The 25,781-nt window shown below is 37.4% G+C and carries 22 protein-coding genes and 1 riboswitch; all 22 genes read right to left on the bottom strand.

Going from position 1 to position 25,781, the window contains the following annotated elements:
* Positions 1-6 precede the first annotated feature (6 nt).
* The 22 genes from AC0VYE_RS02495 to AC0VYE_RS02390 all read right to left on the bottom strand — a co-directional run bounded on the left by AC0VYE_RS02495 (position 7) and on the right by AC0VYE_RS02390 (position 25,752).
* On the bottom strand, positions 7-966 hold the full coding sequence (locus tag AC0VYE_RS02495) for a copper amine oxidase N-terminal domain-containing protein (protein ID WP_475445822.1): 960 nt from the start codon (positions 964-966) through the stop codon (positions 7-9).
* A gap of 24 nt (positions 967-990) precedes the next feature.
* A complete protein-coding gene (locus AC0VYE_RS02490) occupies positions 991-1,725 on the bottom strand; it encodes a hypothetical protein (RefSeq protein WP_475445820.1) in 735 nt (244 codons plus the stop codon).
* Between the two features lie 356 nt (positions 1,726-2,081).
* Positions 2,082-2,166: riboswitch (cyclic di-GMP riboswitch) on the bottom strand.
* A 108-nt stretch (positions 2,167-2,274) separates the two neighbouring features.
* Entirely contained in the window at positions 2,275-3,327 is a 1,053-nt protein-coding gene (gene galE / locus AC0VYE_RS02485; RefSeq protein WP_475445818.1) for a UDP-glucose 4-epimerase GalE, read from the bottom strand.
* A gap of 112 nt (positions 3,328-3,439) precedes the next feature.
* The gene (locus AC0VYE_RS02480) at positions 3,440-4,801 is read right to left on the bottom strand and encodes a mannose-1-phosphate guanylyltransferase/mannose-6-phosphate isomerase (RefSeq protein WP_475445816.1); all 1,362 of its coding nucleotides are present in this window, start codon (positions 4,799-4,801) and stop codon (positions 3,440-3,442) included.
* A gap of 201 nt (positions 4,802-5,002) precedes the next feature.
* Positions 5,003-6,424, bottom strand: coding sequence for an O-unit flippase-like protein (wzx, locus tag AC0VYE_RS02475; protein WP_475445814.1), 1,422 nt, complete (start codon positions 6,422-6,424; stop codon positions 5,003-5,005).
* Positions 6,425-6,610: 186 nt separating this feature from the next.
* On the bottom strand, positions 6,611-7,660 hold the full coding sequence (locus AC0VYE_RS02470) for a glycosyltransferase family 4 protein (protein WP_475445812.1): 1,050 nt from the start codon (positions 7,658-7,660) through the stop codon (positions 6,611-6,613).
* Positions 7,661-7,677: 17 nt separating this feature from the next.
* Complete coding sequence (locus AC0VYE_RS02465; RefSeq protein ID WP_475445810.1) at positions 7,678-9,174, bottom strand: hypothetical protein; 1,497 nt, start codon at positions 9,172-9,174, stop codon at positions 7,678-7,680.
* An 8-nt stretch (positions 9,175-9,182) separates the two neighbouring features.
* Positions 9,183-10,337 (bottom strand): glycosyltransferase, encoded by a 1,155-nt coding sequence (locus tag AC0VYE_RS02460; protein ID WP_475445809.1) that lies wholly within the window; start codon positions 10,335-10,337, stop codon positions 9,183-9,185.
* The gene (locus AC0VYE_RS02455; protein WP_475445807.1) at positions 10,334-11,452 is read right to left on the bottom strand and encodes a glycosyltransferase; all 1,119 of its coding nucleotides are present in this window, start codon (positions 11,450-11,452) and stop codon (positions 10,334-10,336) included. Before AC0VYE_RS02455 ends, AC0VYE_RS02460 begins: the two co-directional genes overlap by 4 nt.
* Before the next feature lie 203 nt (positions 11,453-11,655).
* The gene (tagD, locus tag AC0VYE_RS02450) at positions 11,656-12,048 is read right to left on the bottom strand and encodes a glycerol-3-phosphate cytidylyltransferase (protein WP_475445805.1); all 393 of its coding nucleotides are present in this window, start codon (positions 12,046-12,048) and stop codon (positions 11,656-11,658) included.
* A 25-nt stretch (positions 12,049-12,073) separates the two neighbouring features.
* Complete coding sequence (locus AC0VYE_RS02445) at positions 12,074-13,237, bottom strand: CDP-glycerol glycerophosphotransferase family protein (protein WP_475445803.1); 1,164 nt, start codon at positions 13,235-13,237, stop codon at positions 12,074-12,076.
* Positions 13,238-14,089: an NAD-dependent epimerase/dehydratase family protein gene (locus AC0VYE_RS02440; protein ID WP_475445801.1), complete on the bottom strand. Its 852-nt coding sequence runs from the start codon at positions 14,087-14,089 to the stop codon at positions 13,238-13,240.
* On the bottom strand, positions 14,086-14,718 hold the full coding sequence (locus AC0VYE_RS02435; protein WP_475445799.1) for a sugar transferase: 633 nt from the start codon (positions 14,716-14,718) through the stop codon (positions 14,086-14,088). The genes AC0VYE_RS02440 and AC0VYE_RS02435 overlap by 4 nt, the downstream gene beginning before the upstream one ends.
* Before the next feature lie 171 nt (positions 14,719-14,889).
* Positions 14,890-15,522, bottom strand: a complete 633-nt coding sequence (locus tag AC0VYE_RS02430; RefSeq protein WP_475445797.1) for a hypothetical protein — start codon at positions 15,520-15,522, stop codon at positions 14,890-14,892.
* Positions 15,523-15,554: 32 nt separating this feature from the next.
* Positions 15,555-17,378, bottom strand: a complete 1,824-nt coding sequence (locus AC0VYE_RS02425; RefSeq protein WP_076268468.1) for a polysaccharide biosynthesis protein — start codon at positions 17,376-17,378, stop codon at positions 15,555-15,557.
* A 41-nt stretch (positions 17,379-17,419) separates the two neighbouring features.
* Positions 17,420-18,112 carry a CpsD/CapB family tyrosine-protein kinase gene (locus AC0VYE_RS02420; RefSeq protein ID WP_076268469.1) on the bottom strand — a complete coding sequence of 231 codons (693 nt, stop codon included), beginning with the start codon at positions 18,110-18,112 and terminating at the stop codon, positions 17,420-17,422.
* Entirely contained in the window at positions 18,093-18,860 is a 768-nt protein-coding gene (locus AC0VYE_RS02415) for a YveK family protein (RefSeq protein ID WP_475445794.1), read from the bottom strand. The genes AC0VYE_RS02420 and AC0VYE_RS02415 overlap by 20 nt, the downstream gene beginning before the upstream one ends.
* Positions 18,861-19,020: 160 nt before the next feature.
* The gene (locus AC0VYE_RS02410; RefSeq protein ID WP_475445792.1) at positions 19,021-21,123 is read right to left on the bottom strand and encodes an S-layer homology domain-containing protein; all 2,103 of its coding nucleotides are present in this window, start codon (positions 21,121-21,123) and stop codon (positions 19,021-19,023) included.
* Positions 21,124-21,243: 120 nt separating this feature from the next.
* Positions 21,244-22,029, bottom strand: coding sequence for a tyrosine-protein phosphatase (locus tag AC0VYE_RS02405; protein ID WP_441877746.1), 786 nt, complete (start codon positions 22,027-22,029; stop codon positions 21,244-21,246).
* A 196-nt stretch (positions 22,030-22,225) separates the two neighbouring features.
* Entirely contained in the window at positions 22,226-23,203 is a 978-nt protein-coding gene (locus tag AC0VYE_RS02400; protein ID WP_076268473.1) for a diaminopimelate dehydrogenase, read from the bottom strand.
* Between the two features lie 33 nt (positions 23,204-23,236).
* A complete protein-coding gene (locus AC0VYE_RS02395; protein ID WP_076268474.1) occupies positions 23,237-24,496 on the bottom strand; it encodes a Glu/Leu/Phe/Val family dehydrogenase in 1,260 nt (419 codons plus the stop codon).
* A gap of 326 nt (positions 24,497-24,822) precedes the next feature.
* Positions 24,823-25,752 (bottom strand): DMT family transporter, encoded by a 930-nt coding sequence (locus AC0VYE_RS02390; protein ID WP_475445789.1) that lies wholly within the window; start codon positions 25,750-25,752, stop codon positions 24,823-24,825.
* Between the last annotated feature and the right edge of the window lie 29 nt (positions 25,753-25,781).

Below are 25,781 nucleotides of genomic sequence, written 5' to 3'. Positions count from 1 at the left end.
GCAATGCTACATCAAACCCTCTGCAATAGCTCTTCCTGCTTCAAGCTCTTTGTTAAAGGCTTCTCTGTAGGAAGCAAGAACGTCTGTGCTATACCCATTCGTCGTCAACTTAGCTTTCGTATCTGTCATGATAACTTCAAATTTTGCAGAGCAATTGTCTACTTCTTGAAGTCCTTTAGCTTTAAGCTGAGCTTGAACCGTCTTATCCGTTGCCGCTACATACTGCAATCCAATATCCATAAGAGTTACCTTGCAGCTTTCTTTCAGCGCAGCGAGCTTGTTCTCTGCTTCTGCCGTAATTTGCTCATACGTCGGTTTAACTGGTACGCCACCACCGCCGGCATTACCCGTACCGCCTGTACCACCAGAGCCTCCAGTTCCGCCACCCGTGCCTGGAAGGACTACTCCGCCGCCACCTTGCTCAGCTCGATATGCCTCTGACTCACCGCTAACTGTTTTCGTCACCGGATCGTAGCTAATCTGAGTGCCTACCGATTCTGACAAGAAACGAATGGGCACATAGATCGAGCCTTTATAGGCATAGAGGGATTGACCAGCCGGCAATGCCTTCGTCTTTCCATTAAACACAAGAGTTGCTTTCACTGGCTGTATCGCAATCGTAACGCTCGTTTGTGGCTTCTGGCTGCCCGTAGCGGCACTTTGCAATTGTTTCTTCAGAGCCGCAAGCTCTTTCTCTGTTGGCTCGGAGATTGTCGCTTTAGCCCCATCCCAATTTACTGTTTTTAGTAGCGCGTAAGAAATATAACGAATCGGTACATATGTACTTCCTTGATGAATAAATGAATATTGTCCATCGGGCAGTTTAAGCGCTTGTCCATCAAATTGCAGCTTAATGGGCTGTGTCTTTGTCTTAATCGTTTCGGTTGCTGCGGATGCAGCGGTTGCAAGTACGGATGACAACATCATTACAACCAGAAAAATAGATAGAATACGTGACTTTTTCATAGAGCCTCCTCAGAATAGTAAAGCTTACTTGTTTAGCGAGTTTGCAATTACTGCAAGCGCATTGGCTCTAGCACCAGCCTTCGCACTCTCGTATTGCGCGCTCCAATCCGGAAAGCTTTGCTCACCTAGATCGGCTGCTTTATACTCGCTCTTGGCATTGCTTATTAATTGATTGAACCTGGCATCACAATCGGCTTCCGCAGAAAATACCTTATTCAGATATTTACTTTGAATAGTAGCAAGCGTAGCTTCTTCATCTCCGCTAAGCTCTTTCGCAATTTGCTTAACCAAGCTATTGCTAGTTGCTTGACACGAAGATTTCAGCTTTTCCAGCTTTGCTGTAACCGATGCATCAATCTCTTTTTTCTTCTGGGACTTATTTTCGGAGTTTGTAGATCCCTTATCCGGCTTTTGTCCCTTGTCTACATTATTAGACGCTTCATCTGGCAGCAAAGTTGCGCTCGGACTAGGTTTAAGGACTTCATCTGGCTGCGTCGTTGGAACTAGATCAGGCTCTTGTGATGGAGTAGCATCAGGTTCTGAAGCCTGATCTGTCTGATTAGTAGATTGTTCATTGGGCTGCTCCGTAATCTTCGGCGACTCTTGTCCTGCATTACTATCTGCAGCTTCTTCAAGACGCCCATTCAGTTCATCTACCTGATTTAACTTCGAATAGAGACTCATGCTTCCATAAATGACAATACCGATAACAACGAGAGCACCTGCGATAATCATTAGTGTTTTGTTCGTTTTTTTCATTGTTTTGGTTTCATATGAGCCACTAAAGAAGCAATGATTGCATATGAATCTCCTTTTTAGAATTTAAAATAAAAAAGCTGACGCTTCATAGTGACGGGGCGTCAGCTTGCGGATATAGCGTTTTCAGACCTTGTTAATGACACGCTACGTGCTTATTCATGAGACAGCCGCTAGTTTATTTTTGTGATAAACAATCCTCAAATAAATCTCCATGCGCTTTTTCTCATCTAAGCAATCTTTTCATAGCAATTCATTGAATCCCATACAGAGCTGATGCCATTCACGTACAACGTTTGCGCGCATGAACATAATAATAACCTCCATGTTTCCACATAAACCACGCGGGAGGCACGATATTCGGTAGCTGGCTGGCAGTCTTTTAAAAGATAAGCCCCTATAGCTTTGCGTCACCACTTTTCAATGGTTTTGCCTTTATCGTGTGGTTATGCGGTTGTTTTGTTTAATGGTATGGTAACAAAATTGTTGAAGGGTGTATAGGGTTTATCACAATTATCTAGTCTTACTAATACCATTAAATGCAATATTATTTTAGCCTAAGATACTTTGTCCAATATTCGCATTATCTTCAGTATCCTCATAGCCATTTGGGTTATTTAGCTGCCAACGCCAAGCATCGGCACACATTTCTTCAATTCCTCTCTCTGCAACCCAACCTAATTCACGCTTAGCTTTTGTAGGGTCAGCATAACACTCTGCTACGTCACCGGGTCTTCTATCAACTATAGAATAGGGAATACTCCTACCAGATACTTTTTCAAACGCATGAACCATTTCCAGCACACTATAACCTTTGCCAGTGCCAAAATTATATGCTTCTATACCAGATTTGGACATTACTTTATCAATCGCCTTCAAATGTCCTATCGCTAGATCCACAACATGGATATAATCCCTAACCCCTGTACCATCAATTGTAGAGTAGTCGTCTCCAAAAATACGAAGTTGTTCCAATTTCCCTACCGCTACCTGTGTAATATATGGTGTTAAATTATTTGGAATATCTCTCGGATTCTCCCCAATTTGACCACTTACATGCGCACCTACAGGATTGAAATATCGTAGTAATGAGATACCCCAACTATTGTCTGAAACATAAAGATCCCGCAGTATCTCTTCAATTATCCATTTTGTACGTCCGTATGGATTAGTCGCTCCCAAAGGAAAATCCTCAGATATTGCTCCAGATGCGGTAGGAGAATATACCGTAGCAGAAGAGCTAAATACCATTTTCTTGACATTAAATTTCTGCATAACCTGACAAAGATTAAGTGTTCCCATAATATTATTCTGATAATAACTGAGTGGCACCTCAACTGATTCACCAACTGCTTTGTATCCAGCAAAATGGATAACTACATCAATCCTATTTTCTAAAAAAACAGTTTCTAAACCCTTTATATCTAATAAATCAGTATTATAAAATTTTATATTTACTCCTGTGAGTTTTTGCATTTGATGCACGGTTACAATACTACTATTAGCCAAATTATCTAATATAATTACATCATAGCCTTCATTTAATAATTCCACACAGGTATGGCTACCAATATATCCGGTTCCTCCAGTTACAAGTATTGTCACCGACTCACTCCTTTTCTCAAATACAATTTTTTATGTGATTTTGTAGATGATTCTATAAAATGTATTCAAATGGTTATTTATTCTCTGAGCTCAATCATTATTTTATATCATCCTAATCAAATCTTACAATATCGTCTTCCTCAAGATAGTCACCCATTTGAACCTCAATGATTTCAAGCGGCAATTTCCCTGGATTCTCCAGACGATGCTTTTGTCCAGCCTTCATAAATATACCCTCTCCAACTCGTACAAATTTTACATCTTTATCGATAGTTACTTTTGCCATCCCATTTACCACAATCCAGTGTTCACTTCTATGATGATGTAATTGATAACTTAACCCTTTCCCTTGATTAACAGTGATTTTCTTAATTTTATAAGAACCTTTTTCTTCCTCCAAAACTTTATAGTGACCCCAGGGACGATAATCCTCGACATGATAATTAGTCCTTATATCTCTTCTCGCTTTTAAAATCTCTACAATTTCTTTTACTTTTTGAGACTGTTCTTTTTTGCAAATAAGTAGTGCATCTCTATTATCTATAATAATTAAATCTTCAATACCAACTGTAGCGACTAATTTCCCGACTTCTGAATACACAATATTATTAACTGAATCTAGCAGAATGTTGTTACTATTGGAAATATTATTTGCTTCATCTTTATCAAAAACTTCGTAAAATGAATCAAAACTTCCAAGATCATTCCAACCTATATCTGCAGGTACTACAGTAACTTTTGAGCTCTTCTCTATAATTCCATAGTCCATAGAGATATTCGTATTGATTTTTGAAAAAGCTTCTTTTAGATTTAAACTCGATTCAAAAGCTTCATATATCTCTGGTACCAGTACATTCACTTCATCCATAAAAACCTTAGTGTTGAACATAAATATCCCACTATTCCAGTAGTACCCAGATCTAATATACTCTAATGCCGTAACATGATCAGGTTTTTCTTTAAACTCATTAACGACAAATCCATTACCTTTTTTATCTCCAGGAGAAATATAACCAAATCCTATATTAGGTCCCTCAGGTTGAATCCCAAAAGTAATTAATGAATCTTTCATTAACTCTTCTGAAGCCGTAACTAATTTAATAAAATCTTCAGTTTTGTTAATCATATGATCGGATGGAAAGACTACTACCGAGTCATTTCCCTTTATTGCTATTTCATGTACGCCGGCATAAATCGCTGGTAACGTATTTTTCGCTTCAGGTTCAACTAAAATATTTTTCTCATTATAGTCATAACCCAACTCCTCAACTTCACCCATGACTAAGTATTTATAATATTTATTAGTTACAACATAAATATTGTCTATATCTGTTAACAATAAACTTCTATTAAATGCATCTTGAAACAATGAAGGTTCATCAACTTGTAGTTTTACAAATTGTTTCGGAAATCGTTCTCTACTAAGAGGCCATAACCTCGTGCCACTTCCACCGGCTAAAATTATTACTTTCATTTTATTACCCCTAATTATTATATTGTATTCACTTAATTCGAATATCTATTAACATATCTCTATATAAATTCTATCAGTGTGCATTTGCGCATTTTGTTAATCCGCCAAATTAACACAATATACTTCACCGTCTCAAATACCAATGTTTTCATTGGATATTTATCTGCATTTATTTCAACTCTCGTTTTCTCGTTTAATCATTTATACACTTCTATTTTTTTGAGTTCTTATACCTTTTAATTTACTTATTTCTTTTAAGCCTAAACGGAACATCCCAAAAGGGTGTGTATTTAATGACTTCATTACCTTAAAAGGCCACATCCAATTATTATATACAACTTGAACGAAGATCTGAGCAGCGATCAATCCCCAAATCCCCATGCTTGTTGTTCTCATTAAGATATATGCTATTAATATGCCAGAAAAGCTCGAAATAAAAAATGCCTTCATGTAGGGTACATTGTTCGTATTAGATATATAAGATGCATAATAAGAATGATGAATAAACAAAAATTCATATATTGAAATTCCCAACAAAATAGTAACGCTAAGATTTATGTCAGGTTTAACCCATTCAATTATTGGTTTTCCAATAAATATTAAAAGAACTACTCCAATCCAAAAGACTATGCAAAAAACAGTCATTGCAACTGACATGAGTTCTCTCGATCTTGCAACATTTTTATTAATATGTGCTGCTTGCAATGATGGCTGATATGTAGTGTATAGAGCACCTGATATAGTTGATATTGCCGATATTAACTGTACAGATATCGAATAAATTCCTGTTAATGTTAAACTTAAGTAGAAGGAACAAATTACAATACTTGCTTGTGTAGAAAGGTATCTGGATAATGAAACTAATCCGTCACGCCAAGCATTATGCCATATTAATGTAAATGTCTTTTTAATATCACCAAAAACTACAACTTCATTGTCATCTTTCAGGCGTTCACCAATGTTTTCATATTTGTAGAACGATCTCTTCGATATAAGTCTAAAAAGAACTCCGTACGCCAAATATGCTAAAGCAACAGCAATAAGTTCAAATCCTAGAAATAGAAATACAATAGATATAATTATTTGAAATGTTCTAGCCAATACCGTCGCAATATTTATTTGTAATATCGCACCTACACCCCGCAAGAAAGTAGTGTAGTATCCATAGTAAAGATTCATAAAGACTGCTATACAGTAAATAATCCAAGCAAGCATATAAGAATGCCCATTTATCCCACTTGAAATATGAATTATATAAAATGTTCCTATTGTTAGTAATATAGATATCGCTGTTATAGAAATAATTAAATAAATTACTTTGCAGGTAGAAATAACCTTTTTTAATAGATTAATATTAGGCTCACTATTTTCAACAAACATAACATCCGTTTTATTTAATTCCGATGCTCCGCTCCAGCAATAAGCAACATTTCTTGCAAGTGTTGGATTGAAGCCAAAGTCAAACAAGGCTACAACTCCTCCAATACTTAAAAACACATACCATAAACCTAAAATCTCGCCATCCAAAAAATATAGCATAAATGGTAACAGCAAAAAGTTGCTACCTAGAGACATAAATGTTCCAATGTAATTCCATATGATATCTCGTTTAGTTACTTTCATTTTCTATTCAGTCCAGTCCTCTTTTTCTTTTTGAGATTCTAGTAATGAGGGCTTCTTTATCAAAAAAAATCCAGCACAAATTAAGGTTAGATAAAAATGAAACGATTATAAAAAAAAAAGTTACTTCCATTAATACTAGCTTACATAACTAAATCATGTCGCATCTATACTTTGAAAATTGAGTTATTAGTTCAATTCTACTAACATTCTTTTAATTTTTTCAAAAATGACTGAGTTACTATGAGAATATTTAAAAGTATTGAACTGATTTCTCATCATCTGTCTATGACTAGCAGCTCTTAAAATAATATTTGGAATTTCATTTGCGTTATTAAAATAATAACAAATATGCGGATATTGTTTGGCATATTCTCTTATTAATGGAATATTAGAAGAGATTATAATTTTATTTTGAGATAAAGCATCAACAATAAAACCACTGGTTCTAAACTTATACTTTAAACTAAAAGGTACTAGAACATATGTGCACTGATTAATATATTTTTCATATTCATTTTTATCTAAATATTCATTAACTACATTCACCCCCCCTTTTTTGTATTCCTTTTTAGATTTGAGTACAATACTAATATTGCTATTTGAAAATAATTTATTCTCATTTTCCTCATTAACGATATCAGCTATTATTGCTTCGTCATTACTGTTACTTAAACCAATACATAAATTCGGATCTATATAATTGTTATTTATTTCTTCCTTGCAGTTTAAAGGATGAGGTATTACAAAAACACGGTTATGATCGACCCCTATCTCATTAATAAGATATTCTCTGATAAACTCTTCGAATACAATATGATAAACTTTATTTTTATATCTGTTAAAAAAAAACTTTTTCACTTTATTAATTAACTCATCTGTATTGTTATGATGTACTATAAACACACGTTTGTTTTTAATTAATGTTCTTCCAAGAGCAAAAGTAATAGTTTCAAATGTATTTATCCAAACATAATCATATTCCTTCATTTTTATTTTTTTATTCACATTTAACATATTTTTAAATGCAAATATACGGCTCGAAAATTTATTTTTTTTCGGTATTAACTTTTCCACTTCCTGAATTGATATACCATTAATTTCATTTAAACTCTTATCAAAATAATCTTTAGTTGTCATGACAGTAACATCAGATATTTGAGCCAGAATTGAAATTAGTTTCTGATTCAGGTCTTTATGTCCTCTTGGAAAGAGATAATCCACCACTGCTCCTCGCATTTATGTAACCTCTCTTTTTATAAGTTTTCTTTTTTATATCCATAATTATATAATATATTGTTTGTGGTCGAATACTCATCTAGTTCATCAAGACCTACAATTAAGCATGAGATTCCAAACATTGCTATGGTAACTGAATAACCGTAGAATAATAGAAACCAAATGCAACCAATCATTAAAAATACCGAGATATGATACTTAGTAACCATCAACTTAATTATGTACAAAAAGAATATTATACCTAATACCCCGTTAGTCAGAAAAAGATTATTAAGCGTTTCATGCATTTTATTAAATGCTCCAAGATTCCATTCTAAATATGAAAATCCTGTTAAACTCCAGCTTCCAAACATATTTAAATGGTCTTTAATCGATCCTAAGTAGCCCTTACCCGTTAATAAAAAATATGGTTTTAAATAATACTCAATCCCGATATTTAGAAATTCTGAAATTCTTGTACGTGGAGACATATTCATCATCTCCAACCAATTGGGTCTCCAAATTGCTATAAAAGAAAAAGTTTGTTCAATTTTGATAAGAAGTAACCTGCTCGTTTCACCGCGAAATGCAACATATGACATTATAATTAATAAAAATACAGGAGAGATTAATATGAATAATAGAAATGATATCGTTTTCCTTCTTCTTTGAAGTAAAATTAAAATCAGAATAGGTACCGCTATTGTTAGTAGTATTATTTTACCATTTGCGTTATAGTATAATGTCAAACCAACAGCAATAGAACTTATAAATAAGAATAATAGGCTTATTTTCCTCTTAAAACCCCAATAAAAAGGGACTATTAGTGAAATTGGAATAAGCATAACTACGTTTGAGACTCGTAACGATTCAAGTCCACCATAGTTTCCAAATGTATTAGTGCTTAGTGAAAAAATAATACTTGCTCCTGAACCTAAAAATATACTCAATAAACACGCTTTTAACTTCACTTTATCACTCTTGTGTTTATTTATAACTGACCCTACCACTAAAATACATATCATAATATAAAAGAAGATATAACCTGCATCAAAAAAACGACTAAATACTCCATCAATACTACTAATACCATTATCATTGATCATTATACTGAGCAATCCCACAATTGTTGCAATCATCGTTAATAAACTAATAGAAATTGAGAACTTTCTAACATAACTCATTCTTTTGCTATATACAGAAAAAATATCACTTTTAATAATATATTTTAAAAATAGCGGTAAAATACACCATACAGCCAAATTAACTCCCAGTAGTTTAAAATTTTTAAAACCATAAAATGAGGAAGTACCTACAAACTCACTAAACTCCATACTTGCAGTAATAAATATTATGTAATAACAAACGTAACTCATGTCATTACCTTTAATAAAACATATAAAAAGGACGAGCAACTGTACCGTTGTCAATATCAGCATTATGTTGTAGTTTGTTGTAAACGCGCTATTCAAAATAAAAATCAGGGCTGAAATAATGCTATATTTCATGGTTTCTTTATACATAGTATCTGTCATACTATACATCACCTACTCAACTGCTTTTCAATATTATTGTAAATTCCCTGAAGTCTTGTTTCCATTATATCCCATGAATAGTTTTCTATATATCTTTTTTGCATTCGAGTTGCAATTTCATCCCACTCATTTTTTCGAGATATAAGTTTCGTTATTCCTAAATCTAGGCTTTCCTCGTCATAGGAAATTACTTCTCCAAGATCGTACTCTCTCACATCTTTTTCTATACCTGTATTTTCAGCAATAATTAAGGGTTTTCCCAGTAATAATGCCTCATAAAATTTGTTCGGAGCTGCATAGCGATGATTAGCGATCGAAGGATCATAAATCGCAGTCAATATATCACATTTTTCTTCTAACTGCAGTGTTTCGTGATACGGGATTCTACCATGATAATAAATATTATTATATTTATCCGCGTTTTCAGAAACATAATTTTCCAATTGACCAAATCCGCCTATATGTAATTCACAATCATCTCTTTTTGCTATACAATCTATTAATTCTTTTAATAAGCGATTTCTACTTAATATACCCACATACGCTATTCGTGTGAGTTTATCATTAGAATCGAATTTCAATGACGATATCTGAGTTGACATATGTGCTTTTGATGGTGAGTTATGTATTACTTTTAGCATTTTTGGGTGCGTTTTTCCTATTTGCTCTATTCTTTGCTCTGAGCATATTATTACACAGTCTGCTTCGTTAATAAGCTTTTTATCTATTCGTTCAACAATTTTACTCACTTTATAAGGTAATTTATGAGAAGCTGTATAATAGTCAAAGATATCATATATAATTTTTTTCCTTAATATTTTCGCACACAAAAAACCCGTGAGAGCATTTTCAAAGTCGCAAGCATGAATTGCATCATACTTTTTATTATTTAATAAAAGCCATATAAGAAATCTTAATTGGATTTTAATCATCGGAATTAGATTTTTTTTGAATCCACTTCCAAAATCTGCAGGTTCCCCCATTCGAAAGATATCTATTTCTCCGCTAGGAACGATTATCTTTTCTTTTTTCTCTTTGTATTTATTTGAACGATCCCATGCTAATATCATTACTTCATGACCTACTTTATTTAAAGCATCTGCTTCTTTCTCGACTCTGGAATCTGGTGATATCGGATTTGATCTTGTAATAACTACTCTCATATCTCCCCCTCCTTTATCGCTTTATATATTTCCTTCATTTCTGTTTTCACATTTATAAAGTCATAAATTTTAACTTTTTCTTTATTTAATGTACCCAAGGAATGTCTTAATTCCTTATCATTCGCTAATTTTTCAATTACTCCGGCATAACCACTAACATCTGTTGGGCTTCTTAAAAAGCCACCTATTCCATCATGTATTAAATCTGAGTTCCCACGAATATTCGATACTATACAAGGTTTACCGGCGTCCATAGCCTCCATTAGTGAACGAGGCAAACCTTCTCTAAAAGATGTTATTGCAAAAATATCAGCTGCCGGAAGAATATCTAATACATCTGTTCGAAATCCCAGAAACTTGATTCTCTTAGAAACCCCCAAATCTAATGATAAATTTTCTAATTTCCTTCTAATTTTACCCTCTCCACAAATTACATAGTAAATATCATTTCTATCAATTTTTGAAATCGCCTTAATAATCACTTCATTATTTTTATTCGTATTAAGTTCTCCTGCTGAAAATATCATAGTAGCTGAAGATGGAATTCCTAGCTCATTACGTTTTTTTTCAGGATCAGATTTGCTAATAAACCCAGTATCTATTCCCGCGCCATGAATAAGAAAATGCTTTCCATTGCTTCGAAGTTTAAAACTCTGAGCAACTTGATAATCCTCTTGATTAATTGTTAATAATATATCTGTATGCCGAGCTAAATATTTCTCTCCCCATTTATATATTGTTTTATTTATTGGTGGTGCACCTTTATAAAAATGAAAACCATGAGCAGTATAAACAATTTTTTTTACTTTTGCTCGTTTTGCACAAAGACGGCCAATTAATCCACCAATAGGTGTATTACAATGAATTATCTCCACCGGTTTTTGATTTAGCAACTCAACCAGTTGCGTGTATGCAATAAAATTATTAATATCAATAGGATTACTTCTAAAGTTTGTTTGATGTATTTTACAAGGTATTGCAGATAAATCTTCTTTATATTGAGAAAAATCTGCTGCCCATACTACCTCATATCCAAGTTCCATCAAAGGTTCAATCATTGACTTAAAGCCATTAACATATCTCTTTACCCGATTAGTAACAATTACTGCCCGCAATTACTCACACCCTTAAATAATGTTTAATATATTTACTAGCTAAACTTGTCTTCATCTAGTCAATGCTTATTGCCATTATTGATATAAACTTAATTTCCCTCAAACAATCCGTGCAAAGTGAGTCTGCTAAAACATATTCTTAACTTGTAGTTTTCATATGAATCATAATACATCATATTCTAGGTGACATTTATTCAAACAGTTCAAATAGAGTTTAGTTCATTTTTAATTTTTGTAGTAGAAATCTCAGGTGTTCTTGGTAAATATACTATTTCACATTTATCTTTTAGAAAATCGAATTTCCCTGCCCAGTCATCTCCCATGACAAAGGTATCTATATGATATTCTAAGGCATCCGTTTTTTTCTGTTCCCAGCATTTCTCAGGGATTACTAAATCCACATAGCGAACTGCTTCCAAAAGCCCTTTTCTCTCTTCATATGTAAAATAGCATTTTTTCTGTTTTTCATCCCAGTTAAATTCATCAGTTGATAAAGCTACAACTAGGTAGTCTCCCAGAGCCTTAGCCCTTTTTAGTAAATTGATATGCCCATAATGCAACAAATCAAAAGTTCCATATGTGATAACTCTCTTCATATTACTTCGGCCCCTTTAATTTAATTTAACTACCAAATAGCTTTTTCACGCATAGCTCAGTAGCATTTCCTCCTACTTCAAGGTAATTGTTTTTGAATTTTTTCGTCTTTTGACATTCATTTTGATAATCCATCGTTTTAATAATTCCTAAGACTTCCTCTTCGGTTTTCACTAAATTGCTTGGTAGTTCATTTTTTAAATCTATATATAATCCTCTTTCGGAAGAATACTCTTCATAATCATAACCAAAAGATATTATAGGTCTCTCAAGAATGGAGTAATCAAATATTGTAGCAGAATAGTCTGAAATCAAAATATCTGCCACTATTAACAGATGGTTAACTTCGGCATATGCAGAAAAGTCACGTACAAAATCGTTGAATTCGATCCCCAAAGTTTTATTTGTATAAGCATGGGTTCTTAATAAAAGCACAAAATCATTATGTAATTCCTCTTGCCAATATTTCATATCTATCGGAGGTTCAATTGAATAGCTTTTACCATTATCCGTACTATCTCTCCATGTAGGAGCGTATAATATAACTTTTTTATCATTCGGGATATTTAATAGCTTTTTATACTTCATAATTTGCTCATTAGACACATGATATAATTCATCATTTCTCGGCAAGCCTGATAAAAGCAGATTTTTTTCCAACACGTTAAAATCCCTTTTGTAAATTTCACTCTCGTAGTCACCCGCACAGCAAAAAATATCAATATCGGAAAAATCAAAATCCTTTCTCCCACTTACAGCATTTCCTATTAGTTTTAATGGCGTACCATGCCAAGTATTAAGATAAACTGTTTCTCTTTTCTTAAAGCGGAGACCTCTTTCAATATTCACACAAGATACCCAATATTTCGCCTTAAGAGCTGTAATGAAGTACTTAAATGTATCCATCCTTACTTTGTTACTGCAAGCTGGGATATCATACTTCTCAGGTTCATCTAATGCCCAAACAAATTTATAGTCCCGATATTTCTCATTACTTATCATGTACTCATATATTACTTTTGGACTGTCGTTGTATTTTCTTCCATGTGCATTGAATAATATCAATTTCTCATCAATACTTATGAAAATTCCTATGAATCTAAAAACCAAGCTCATAACATATTTATACAAAAGTTGAATTATTAAACTATGTTTTAAAATATAATCCACTCTACTTCTAAAATCGACCAATTAATTCACCTCAGTGTTTCTAATACTATCAACCAAATTATAAATACAATATTGTTCATTAAATACAGATAGTTTTTTTTCATACACTAAGTCACCAAACACCTTATTTGCTATAGGTGTCTTTTTCTTAATAAGTCTTAAAAGGGGATTAAACAACGTAATCATCCTAACCTTCTTTCCAGTAACTTCTGCTATTATTTTAACCATTTCAGAAGTGCATACATATTCTTTATTTTGCGGAAAAAAAAGTCCACTACTATAGTTATCAATCAATAACCTTACGAACTCACAAAAATTTTCTATATATATCATACTACGCTCATTTTTAAAATCAGGAAAAAAAGAAATACTTTTAGACAATTTCGAAAGTTTAGGATAATTACCTTTACATCCATTCCCATAAATCATCGGTGGACGTAGAATTGCCACTTTAAAGTCGTGTTCATCCAAAGGTTTTATTAACTCTTCCGCCTGAAACTTTGACCTACCATAATTATTCTTAGGATTAATTGGAGTGAATTCATCAATCGATCCATACTCAATACCGTATACGCTCATTGAACTTATAAATATGAATTGCTTCACACCATCGTTTTTTGATTTCTGAGCAATTTCATATGCCAAGTCACGATTAACCTTGTAATATAGTTCTGAGTTTTCTTTAGTTTCCTTTAAATGAGCTATTCCAGTTACATGAAACACTACATCATATTTAGAAAAATCTTTTTCCCTCCAAGAACCACTTCTCAATTCAAATGTAACTATTGAATATTTATTCGGGTATTTTTTCAACCAATTTTCTAGGGAAGTACCAATATAACTGTTAGCCCCAGTTATAAGTATTTTTTTCATCGTGATACTGTCTCCTTAGTATAACTATCCTGACTTTTTCTTCCCGTCCCACCTTCAACAACTCCATCACTCTTAACCACATTCATGATAGTTCCAAAGAAACACTTTGCATCCATCCAGAGATTCATATTCTCGACATATTCTCCATCAAATCTCGCCTTAACTTCTATAGAAAGTTCATCTCTGCCATTTATCTGGGCCCAGCCAGTTAGTCCTGGTGGTACCGAATTTGCAGAATATTTATCACGTTCTTCTATAAGATCGTATTGATTCCATAATGCTGGACGAGGCCCTATAATGGACATTTCACCTGTGAATATATTGATTATTTGTGGAAGTTCATCAAGTGAAGTCCTTCTCATGAATTTCCCTATTTTTGTTATATACTGATCTGGACTTTCAAGCAAATGTGTAGGCATATCCTTTGGCGCTTCAAGTCTCATAGTCCGGAATTTAAGGATATTGAAATGCTTCTTATGAATTCCTACGCGTTTTTGTTTAAAGAGGACTGGGCCTTTTGAATCAACCTTAATAGCAAGAATAAGAATGATGAATAATGGCGATAACACTATTAGCCCAATAACGGAAAGAAATATATCTATGACTCGCTTAATTCTTAAGTAGAACATGAACTAATCACCAACCTCAAAAAAGAATAACTCAACTATTTTTTACAAACATCAATTTATCCAATCTGTAACTAACCTTGCTGATTATTCCCGCCATTATATAATCAAATAGACTTATTCAATGTGTGTCATCATGGCATATGATTCGAAATAAAACACTGGATAAGGTATTTACTTTTCTTTTACGACCTGATCATAAGATTTCCCTTGGCTCATTCCATACTTTTTAGCAATCTGAATCAACTCATCATATTGCTCAGCAGATAACTTGTTTAGGATAATGCTACGAGCTTTCTTCTTCTCCTCAACACTCATTCCACCACTCGCTAGTGCCTGCAGCTCTTTTATATCCGACATACTAAGCTCTTTGAGCAATACAGTTGAAACTTGTGCCTTCTCAGATACCGTTATTTTTTCTTGAAGATCCTTTGCTTTTTCTAGCGATACCTCAGGGTTATAATCATCCTTTGATTTATCGACCTCTATGGATTCATTCGAACCGCTATTGTTTTTGTTAGAATCTCCCGGCTCTGACTTATCATCATTATTTGTGGATTTAGGTTCCGTTTTACCCGTATCAGTCGTTGAAGAAGGATCATCCTTCCCCGTCGTATCCGTACCCTGCTCATCTGTCTTCGTTTCCGGTGTTGTCACTTCATTCAACAAATCACCCTCAAGGTCAGCAGCCAACGTAGAAATAAGCTTATCCACAGCATAATTAGCTGCAAATAAGCCCCCTACTCCTAGAATGACAATGATTGATGCGACCCAAATTAATATCTTCTTCCACTTTTTCTTACGCATGTGTAATCTCCTCCGTTATGGTAATCTGTCTGCTAAGATACATGTGAATAAAAAGGAACAAGATGCTCGATAACATCCTTTATTGTCGTTTGATTATCTCCAATAGCTTTCTCGATTCGTTTGAATTGAAGCTCGAGTTCTACTCTATTGATTTGTGTTGGCTTGCCTATGTAAATTCGCTCATGTTGTGTCGATGACACTGCTTCTTCATCCGTTAACAGCTCTTCGAACAGCTTCTCGCCTTCGCGCATACCGCTAAAGTTTATTTCGATATCTATATTTGGTTCATAACCTGATAACCGAATGAGATCCTGCGCTAGATCAAGAATACGAACCGGTTCTCCCATATCTAGAACAAATATCTCTCCACCTTTGGCAAATGATCCCGCTTGAATAACGAGCTGTACCGCTTCAGGTATCGTCATGAAATATCTGACCATGTCGGGATGTGTAACAGTAACCGGACCGCCTGCAGCAATTTGCTGCTTGAACCTTGGAATAACGCTTCCACGGCTGCCTAGTACATTACCGAAACGTACTGCCACGAACTGGGTCTCGCTTATTGTATTAATACTTTGTATGTACATCTCTGCAATTCTCTTGGTCGCTCCCATAATGCTGGAAGGATTAACGGCTTTGTCGGAGGAGATCATGACGAACCGTTCTGCTTTATATTTATCCGCGCAATCAGCTACGTTTCTCGTGCCGAAAACATTGTTCTTAACTGCCTCCGATGGATTTCGTTCCATAAGCGGCACATGCTTATGTGCTGCTGCATGGAACACAACCTGTGGCCTAAACCTGCGAAATACATCATCTAAACGGCTTCGATCTTGAATGTCCGCTATAACCGTTTCCAAATGTACATTAGGGAACTTCGTCTTAAGCTCCATTTCAATCGTATAAATACTGTTCTCACCGTGTCCAAGCAGAAGCAAGGTTTTAGGTCTAAATGAAGAAATCTGCCTGCATAGCTCTGAACCAATCGATCCTCCAGCACCTGTTACTAGAACAACTTTATCGGATACATAATTGGCTATACCCTCTAAATCTGTCATAACAGGTTCTCTACCTAGCAAATCCTCTACTTCAACATTTCGTAAAGCCTTCACCGCAAGGCGCCCTTTGATAAAATCATTAATAGAAGGGATAATCTTGACCTTTGCTCCAGTCAGCTTGCAAATATTAATAATTTCCGTTATATGCACTCGCTTTGCAGACGGCATCGCGATAATAATGTCATGGATGTGATGTTTATGTACTATCTCTTCAATGTTCACCCTAGTTCCCAGAACTGATAAACCGACTACCTGCATATTGCGTTTATGTGGATCATCATCAATAAACCCTACGATACGATTGCCTAAAAAGCTGTTGCTTGTCATGATTTCCTTTGCAATTAACGCCCCACAATCTCCAGCGCCAACAACAAGTACATTGTTTGTCAAAGCGGTCTTTTTGGTTCTATTTACTCGGATTAAGCGCCAGAGGAACCGTGAGCCTCCCATTAATAGGAGCATGAGTTCAAGTGTTCGAGAGCTAATGGAGATAGGGACTCGTTCCCCATTTAATGCATAAGTTGCTCCGTACGATAAAACAAGTCCAATCACTATGGCTTTGGCCAGCTCAATAATTTCACCAATACTGGCATATTGCCACATTCGTCTGTACATTCGAAAAAAAGCTAAGCTGCTGCCACAAATAATGGTGGTTAAACATGCGAATTCAAGCATTTGTCTCACGTAGATGGGAGGGATGTTTCCGTTAAAACGAAAGAGATAGGATACCCCAATCGCTATCCATATAATACAAATATCTACCACCAGTATGACCAGCATTCTATTTCTATTACTCAACTAACTCATCCCTCCGCCAAAAGACATCTACTTGTATTTTTTCATTTCTCTTGAACACCATAATAATAGTAGTAAGCCTCTTCATTTGCCTTACGCTTCACATTATTCAGCACTACTCCCAAAATTCGCGCATTTACACTCTCAAGGTTTTTTACAGCTTTGCTGGCAATATCCCGCTTTACTTTCCCTTGATCAACAACAAGAATTACGCCATCACTTTTCGTAGCTACAATTTGTGCATCCGTTACTGCAAGCAGCGGCGGTGTATCAATGAGCACAATGTCATACATTTGTCTAAGCTGCTCAATTGTTGCCGTCATCCGCTTTGAACCCATCATCTCTGCCGGGTTTGGCGGTATGGCGCCTGATGTAATCACATCTAGATTAGGAATGTCTGTAACTTGTATTCCTTCCTCGAGCGAGCACTGCTGTGAAATAATGGACGACAACCCATAACGATTAGAGATAGAAAATGTATGATGGGCAGTAGGCTTACGAAGATCGGCATCAATAAGAACAACTTTCTTCTCGGATTGCGCGAAAGTGACAGCCAGATTCGTTATCGTTGTCGACTTCCCCTCACCAGGGCCTGCTGAAGAGACCATTAGCACCTGCAATTTCTCATCTATTGATGAGAACTCTATGTTCGTCCTCAGAGCGCGATAGGATTCTGATATGGGAGAACGAGGATTCGTTAGCGTAATGATCTGACGCTTATTTTTCAATCGAGACACCCTCTAATTCACCTGCCTTGTAAGTTTGAGTTGTTTTGCTGGTTTGGCTAGAATTAGCATCCTCCGTATTCATTCTTGAGATCATAGCAAGCGTGGGCTGACCCAAAAACTGCAGCACATCTGCCTCGGTTTTAATCGTGTCATCCATATACTCAAGTAAGAATGTAATACCTACAGCAATCATTAAAGATACGATAAACGCGATCGCAACATTAAGAGAAACATTCGGTGAAACCGGACTTGGCTGCGCATCGACCACAGCTTCATTCAGAATCGATACATTCTCCACTTTAAAAATATGCTGGATTTCTTCGCGGAAAACATTCGACACCGCATTCACAACCTGTGCTGCTTGCTTATAATCCACATCTTGCACGACTAATGTCATGACCTGTGTATTATTTACAGAGCTAACCTGGATTTTACGTGAGAGCTCAGTTGCAGTTAATCCAAGCTGTGGATATTGCTCAGCCACTTTATCCAATATAGCTGGTGTTTTAATAATCTCTTTGTACGTATCGATCATTTTGATATTGGAGTTGATTTGATTAAGATCAAGCTGGCCGGTTGCCATTTGTGTCGTCGTTTGATTTACGATTATTTTAGTAGATGCCTCATAGACCGGATCTTTAAAAAACATACTAATAACGGCCGCAGCTGCTGTACAGAGGAACACAAATACTAATATTAGCGCCATTCTCTTCTTTATGATTGCCATATACTGTCGTAAGTCTAGTTCGTTAGACATGCATATTCCTCCATGGGATATAGTTATTTAGAATGAGAATATAATCCTCAAGAACTATACCTTACTACATAATAATCTATAATCTTACAATATCCTATATATTCCCGAAAAAAATCTTCCTCTCATCCACATGAGAGGAAGATTTTGTATATATTTCTACTTAATTGTCGAAGTTTAGTGCACGGTAAATAATTACTGCTGCCTCTGCACGAGTCGCATTGTTATTTGGCAAGAACTTGCCTGCATTTCCAACTACGATTTTGTGAGTTGCCGCAAATGCAACGCCATCTTTTAATGACGCATTAATTTTTCCAGCGTCCGCAAAGTCTTTTAGTGCAGCATTTACATCAGCTACGTTAGAAGCGCCTTGCGATACTTTCAATGCGCGAGCGATCATCGTTGCCATCTCAGCACGAGTAATCGTTGCATTTGGATCAAATTTAGTATCTGAACGGCCGTTAATGATTTTGAGTTGTGCCGCAGCAGCTACGTATGGTGCATACCAAGCAGCTGAATCGACATCAGCAAAACCTTCTGTAGCTGAGCCATTCTCAAGATCAAGAGCACGGATAAGCATTTTCGCGAATTCAGCGCGAGTTACTTTGTCTTTCGGTGCGAATTGACCTTCTGATTTACCTTCGATTGCACCCTTAGCAGCTACAACGCTAATTTCGCGGCCAGCCCATGCTTCTACAGAAGCAATGTCTTTGAACGAAACTTTGTTTTCTACAACAACATAAGAGGAGAACGAATCACGAGATTCGATAATAGAGTTGCCCGATACACGTCCACCGTGGAAAACTAGCTTGCCATCAACGATTTTCGCTACGGAAAGAAGCTCTTTATCAAGACCAGTTGTATCGCCCAGCGGAATGCTGATTACAATCGGTTGATCGAATGAAGTTTTTGCAGTGCCGCCAACCGTTAGGTTGAAGTCATAAACTTCAGATACTGATTTCAACGTGCCTACAACGTCAGCAGATACATCGCTCTTCTTAATAGTAAGACCAATTGCAGAAGAGAATGAACCGCCTACAGGTACAGTTACTTCAAATTTGCCAATCGTGAATGTTGCACCGGATACATTTCCAGCTGCCGCAGCTTTAACCACTGCATCGGAAAGGTTTAGAACTACATCCTTTTGTGCCACTTCACCAAGATTGATTTGCAAAGCAGTCTTTGCAAGTGCAGAAGCTGGTGCTAGTTCTTTTACCTTAGAAGCAACCGTGTTAATACCAGCAATTGCTGACAATACACTCTTCTCATCCAATTGAAGAACAGCTTGTCCATTTACTGTAGTAACACTTGAAGCTGCGCTGATTGCTGCAAGCTTAGCAATTTCTGCTTTTGCATCAGCAACAAATTTAGTAATAATAGCAGCTTTCTCAGCATCAGTTGCTTTATCAAGCGCTGCTTTCAAATCGTTTAGCAATTTGTCAGTTGATTCAGGAAGCGGTGTAGATGGTGTTACTGTGCCACCTGGACCACCCGGAGTGATTGGAGGTGTAGTGTTTAGTGATTTATAAGCAGTGTACAACGCGCCAGCTGCAGCAAGGAATTTAGTATCATCTTTTACTGCTAGTTTTGCTTGAGATAATACTTCAAGTACATCTTCAGTCGTTACACCATAGTGACGGAAGATCTTCTCAACTGCATAATCACCAGGCAGCGCTGCTAGCACATCCTGCAATAGTTTATTAAGGGCATTCGAATCCTTTAGTAGACTTATAAGTCCAGCCAGATCCTTGGAATCAACTTGCTTAATAAGCTCTTTTTGAATATCAAGGAAATATTGAGCAATATCATCCACTGTAAGATCATTTACTTCTGCTCTAGTGGCAAAAGATTGTAGCAATGTTCCATATTTTGTGCGCAGTTCTTCAAGTCCAGCAACTGAAGGATTATAAGAAAGCTTCACAGCATCGTGGAAAAGATTTTCCAACTGTGTTTCTTCACTGTCCGTTGGATTAAACTTGTTTACAATCGGTTTTACGATGTCGCCTTTTACATGAATGTCCAACGCATCAAGTTCAAGCTGGAATGCTTCAACTGCAGCTAATCCGTTTGTGCTAATAAGAGCGGCATGTAGCTTCTTAATATCAGCTACAAGTGCTGAATCAGCCAATGACGAGGATGCATAAACAACCCCATTTACTCCAAGCTTCTCTGCCAAACCTTTGCTACTTAGCGGAATGCCAGCGAAAGCCGTAAGGGCTACGCTTGCCGCAATTGTAGAAACTGCTAATTTTTTTCTTAATGTCACTTTCTTCACTCCTAATTATATGATAATAGTTGCATTCATCTAATAGATGAATGACTAATAACGCCAATAATATCATTTTTAGTATGCGCTTTCTTCAACTTCCAATCATTCTAGCGCGCACTATTTTTTGTAGAAATAGGAAATAAAACGACGCAAAACCCCGTCTGAAGAAACTATAGTAATAGGCTGGTTATGTATAGGTTTGTCGTCTAACACAGACTGAGCGTTGGATTGCAAATAGGTAACCCACTGTTCTCCCATCCGCCTCTCAATGGACGCATAGGCTTCGCCCAAACGAAATCCACGGCGCTCAATATGATGAGCATCGGAAGATACAAAATGAATATGGCCCGCCTTCAATAATGACCATGCGGATTGTTCAATGCGCTTACCAAATCCCCCAAGCAGTGAGTGGGTCGTAACCTGTGCGAATGCGCCTGCTTCAATAAGCTCAGCTAATCGATCGGGGTGCTTCACAACTTCTGCATTTCTTTCTGGGTGAGCGATAATCGGTTTCAACTTCAATACATTAAGCTCATGTACGAGCTCAATCATCGCCTTCGGAATACGGGAGGATGGCATCTCAATCAATACATAACTAGAGCCGGCTAAGGGAAGCAATTCTTTTCTATACCAAGCATCGAGCAGATCGTCATGAACGCGAATTTCTTGACCTGTATGTATAGCAATAGGCACACCCGCAGCTATTAACTGTTCGTTAATAGAGAGAGTGTGCTTAGCTACGTCGATTGCTGTATTGGTATAGGTTCCATTGGCATGGTGCGGAGTGGCGATGATCGTTGTAATCCCCTCTGATACAGCTGCCCGGGCCATATTCAGAGTATCATCGAAACTTGCCGCACCATCATCCAATCCAGGTAAAATATGCGTATGGATGTCTATCATGCTGAGTTCACTTCCTAGTAGAATTTACCTGTTAGGTAGGTTTGAACCTATTCTACCATAGGAAAATGGATCTTTCAGCACTTCTCCCTATAATTCGACAGTAATTACTCTCACTTTTTCATTATATCCTACTATTTCCAAAAGTGTAAGTAAAAAATTGTAAAACGGAGGGGAATGTTCAGAAAAGTTTCAGAACCTATAGAAGCTCTTTACGCAATTCTGCAGCGGATTTTGGTGATAGGTAGCCGTATGGAATGTCGAATACGGTTTTGGCTCCAGACTGTCCTTCACGAGCAAATTTATAAGCTGCTCTAGCATAAGCAACAAGCACGCTAGCCGTGAATTCAGGGTTGCTGTCAAGCTTCAAACCGAACTCAATAATTTGAGTGCTGTTCTCGCCTGTTTTGCCACTGCGAAGCACCATACCACCATGAGGCATTGTGGAATGCTCGGCTTTCAATGTTGCTTCATCAATGAAATGAACAGTCGTATTATAATCGGAGAAATAGTTCGGCATCGTACGGATTTCCTCAGCAATCGCGTCTTGATCAGCGCCCTCTTCTGCTACGATGTAGCAATCACGGACGTGCTTCTCACGCGTTGTAAGCTCTGGATTTTCACCGTTACGAACTCGTGCTACTGCCTCTTCACTAGGAATGGTGTATTGAACGCCGTTCTTTACACCTTTCACGCGGCGAATTGCATCTGAATGGCCTTGGCTTACACCTTTGCCCCAGAATGTATATTCCTTGCCTTCTGGCAATATTGCCTCAGCAAGCAAACGATTCAATGAGAACAAGCCTGGGTCCCAGCCTGTGGATATTACACTTACTTTATTGCTCGTTTTGGCAACTGCATCAACCTGATCAAAAAATTCAGGAATACGCGCATGCGTATCGAAGCTGTCAACCGTATGGAACAAGCGGGCAAATGCAGGAACCTGCTCTGGCAAATCTGTTGCTGAGCCGCCGCAAAGAATCATAACGTCGATATCATCGACAAAGCGCTCAGCGTCTTCAATTTTATATGCTTTTGTTTCAGACGGAATAGATGCTGGGTCTCTGCGAGTAAATATCGCATCCAATCTCATATCTGCACTTTGTCTAATTGCAAGCTCTACGCCGCGTCCAAGATTGCCGTAACCAACAATACCGATGCGAATCTGTTCTGTCATGACGCCGCCACCTCTTCTTGTTTTATAAATATATTAGATCCAGCCTCTAGCTTCCATCGCTGCTGCGATCCGTTTGATCGAAATCATATAAGCAGCTGTACGAAGGTCAGTGTCATGTTCCTTAGCAAGATCACGAACAGCTACGTAAGAAAGAATCATATTCGTCTCAAGCTTCTCAAGAACCTCCGCTTCGCTCCAGTAGTAGTTAGCCAAGTTTTGTACCCACTCGAAGTACGAAACCGTAACGCCGCCTGCATTTGCAAGTACGTCTGGAATAACTGTGATGCCGTGGCTCCAAAGTACGCGATCCGCTTCTGGTGTTGTAGGTCCGTTTGCAGCTTCTGCAACGATTTTTGCTTTAATGCGATCAGCATTTTTAGCAGTAATTACGTTTTCTAGAGCAGCTGGAACCAAAACATCAACATCAAGCTCAAGCAAATCTTCATTAGAAATATAGTACTTCTCGCCATACTCACGGATGGAAGTCGTATCCTTTAGTATGGAGATCTGTTCGATATCCAATCCATTCGGATCGTAAATTCCGCCTCTGGAGTCGCTGACTGCTACAACTTTAATGCCTGCTTCGCTAAGCAAACGAGCAGCAATGCGACCAGCGTTGCCGTAACCTTGAATCGCTGCAGTAGCCGTTTCAATAGGAATATTCTTATCTTGAAGTGCTGCCAAGATTGTGTACACACAGCCTTGCGCTGTTGCTTCATTACGACCTTGGGATCCGCCAAGAATAAGCGGTTTACCTGTAATAACGCCAGGTGAGTTAACGCCTTTTAGTCTGCTGTACGTATCCATCATCCAACCCATGATTTGTGGAGTCGTGTATACGTCCGGTGCAGGAATATCTTTGTCAGGACCTACAAAATCAGCGATAGCTTCCATGAAAGCACGGCTAACACGCTCTAGCTCGCCTTTGCTTAGAAGATGTGGATCACAAATAACTCCGCCCTTGCCGCCGCCGTAAGGAAGGCCAACAACGCCGCATTTAAAGCTCATCCACATGGAAAGTGCTTTTACTTCATCAAGCGTTACATCAGGGTGAAAGCGAATGCCGCCCTTAGTCGGTCCAATCGCGTCATTATGTTGGGAACGGTAACCTTCGAACACTCGAATTGAGCCATCATCCATACGAACTGGGAAGTTAACCGACAGCACGCGCTTCGGCTGCTTCAAGATGTCTGTAACATGCTTAGGCAATTGTAGATGGGCCGCTGCAGTATCGATTTGCTGTTGTGCGATTTGGTACGGATTTAACGTTTCTTCTACTATACTCACTGTCATTTTAAGTTCAGTCCTTCTTCGTAGAGTCCGACTCCCATTCCATGGATTAGCCGCTTTTTTGATTTTACCTTTTTCATCACTATTTTAAAAGAAAAATTTCGTTATTTAGTGCAAAAATTCTACATTTTTATCCATTGTCATGTTAGGTTTCACGTAATGGGAGTTACCATAACACACACTGTTCTTTAATAATCCTTTTTATGTAAAAAACAAAAGAGTTTCGTACTAAGTTAGTCCAACTTAGTACGAAACCCTCACATGATACATTTTTATACAATTAGAATTCGATCTCATAAACTATCAACCACAATTATGAATCACAAGAATTAACCATTCGACTCCACTGTCTTCACGGACGATTTGCTTCGCGGTTTGCTCTCGATGCTGATCCATATCAGTCCTGCGGCCATGCAGCCTGCGCCGCACATTTGCAGCAGCGCGATCTTCTCATCGAACATCGCATACCCAGCTACAACAGCCGCCGCCGGAACCGCATAACGGAAAAAGTTAGAGCGCGTTGCGCCAACCTTGAACATACATGCATTCCAAACGACAAAAGCGACAACGGTGCAAATCAATACATTATAGCCAATGGATAAATAATGCCCCGCCTGAAGAGACGACCAATCGGTTTGCCCCCAAGCCCCAAAGGTGAGCGGCAGCATAAACAACGACCCAAAAGCTATCGTCCACGTGCTTACACGCAGAGCAGAGTATTGCTTCATAAGCGACATGGAGCTTAGATTAAATAACGGACCGACAATGCTGACTCCAAGCGCCATCAAGTTGCCGATCATATTGTCAGATGAGAGACTGAAACTTTCACCGCCGCCCAGTATGACGAAGCATACCCCAACGATGGATATCGCTCCGCCAACAATGAGTCTCTTCGTGATGGTTTCGCGCATGAATAAAGGAGCAAACAATGCAGCGAAGATCGGCCACGGCGCTACGTTCAGCAGCGACGCATTGGCTAAGGTCGTATATTTAATCGAGTACATCACCGTGATTTCAAGCAGTGTAATGCCAACCAACCCAATGACAGCAAGCTTCGGCACGATTCGCCACGGAATGCCCACGCTGCCCTCTCTTAGCTTAAGAATGAGAAAGAAAAACGGAATAGCCAATCCAAATCTCAAAAACGAGAAAACGATGGGATTAAACGACTCCATAGCTAACCGCGATATGCCGAAGTTCGCTCCCCACACAACAGCGATTAGTATAAGACCGCCGTAATTCATCCATCTGCTATTCATACTCTCCGCCCCATCTATTCGCATTTGCC

The sequence above is a fragment of the Pristimantibacillus sp. Z349TD_6 genome (assembly GCF_056173205.1).
This window is presented reverse-complemented; position numbering and strand designations above follow the sequence as displayed.

Excerpts from the sequence above, each read along its gene's own strand:
- wzx (WP_475445814.1), bottom strand. The coding sequence starts at position 6,424 with ATGAAAGTAACTAAACGAGATATCATATGGAATTACATTGGAACATTT.
- tagD (WP_475445805.1), bottom strand. The coding sequence starts at position 12,048 with ATGAAGAGAGTTATCACATATGGAACTTTTGATTTGTTGCATTATGGG.
- AC0VYE_RS02465 (WP_475445810.1), bottom strand. The coding sequence starts at position 9,174 with ATGACAGATACTATGTATAAAGAAACCATGAAATATAGCATTATTTCA.
- AC0VYE_RS02440 (WP_475445801.1), bottom strand. The coding sequence starts at position 14,089 with ATGAAAAAAATACTTATAACTGGGGCTAACAGTTATATTGGTACTTCC.
- AC0VYE_RS02395 (WP_076268474.1), bottom strand. The coding sequence starts at position 24,496 with ATGACAGTGAGTATAGTAGAAGAAACGTTAAATCCGTACCAAATCGCA.
- AC0VYE_RS02405 (WP_441877746.1), bottom strand. The coding sequence starts at position 22,029 with ATGATAGACATCCATACGCATATTTTACCTGGATTGGATGATGGTGCG.
- AC0VYE_RS02400 (WP_076268473.1), bottom strand. The coding sequence starts at position 23,203 with ATGACAGAACAGATTCGCATCGGTATTGTTGGTTACGGCAATCTTGGA.
- AC0VYE_RS02470 (WP_475445812.1), bottom strand. The coding sequence starts at position 7,660 with ATGCGAGGAGCAGTGGTGGATTATCTCTTTCCAAGAGGACATAAAGAC.
- AC0VYE_RS02495 (WP_475445822.1), bottom strand. The coding sequence starts at position 966 with ATGAAAAAGTCACGTATTCTATCTATTTTTCTGGTTGTAATGATGTTG.
- AC0VYE_RS02460 (WP_475445809.1), bottom strand. The coding sequence starts at position 10,337 with ATGAGAGTAGTTATTACAAGATCAAATCCGATATCACCAGATTCCAGA.
- AC0VYE_RS02390 (WP_475445789.1), bottom strand. The coding sequence starts at position 25,752 with ATGAATAGCAGATGGATGAATTACGGCGGTCTTATACTAATCGCTGTT.
- AC0VYE_RS02490 (WP_475445820.1), bottom strand. The coding sequence starts at position 1,725 with ATGAAAAAAACGAACAAAACACTAATGATTATCGCAGGTGCTCTCGTT.
- AC0VYE_RS02435 (WP_475445799.1), bottom strand. The coding sequence starts at position 14,718 with ATGTTCTACTTAAGAATTAAGCGAGTCATAGATATATTTCTTTCCGTT.
- AC0VYE_RS02430 (WP_475445797.1), bottom strand. The coding sequence starts at position 15,522 with ATGCGTAAGAAAAAGTGGAAGAAGATATTAATTTGGGTCGCATCAATC.
- AC0VYE_RS02415 (WP_475445794.1), bottom strand. The coding sequence starts at position 18,860 with ATGTCTAACGAACTAGACTTACGACAGTATATGGCAATCATAAAGAAG.
- AC0VYE_RS02480 (WP_475445816.1), bottom strand. The coding sequence starts at position 4,801 with ATGAAAGTAATAATTTTAGCCGGTGGAAGTGGCACGAGGTTATGGCCT.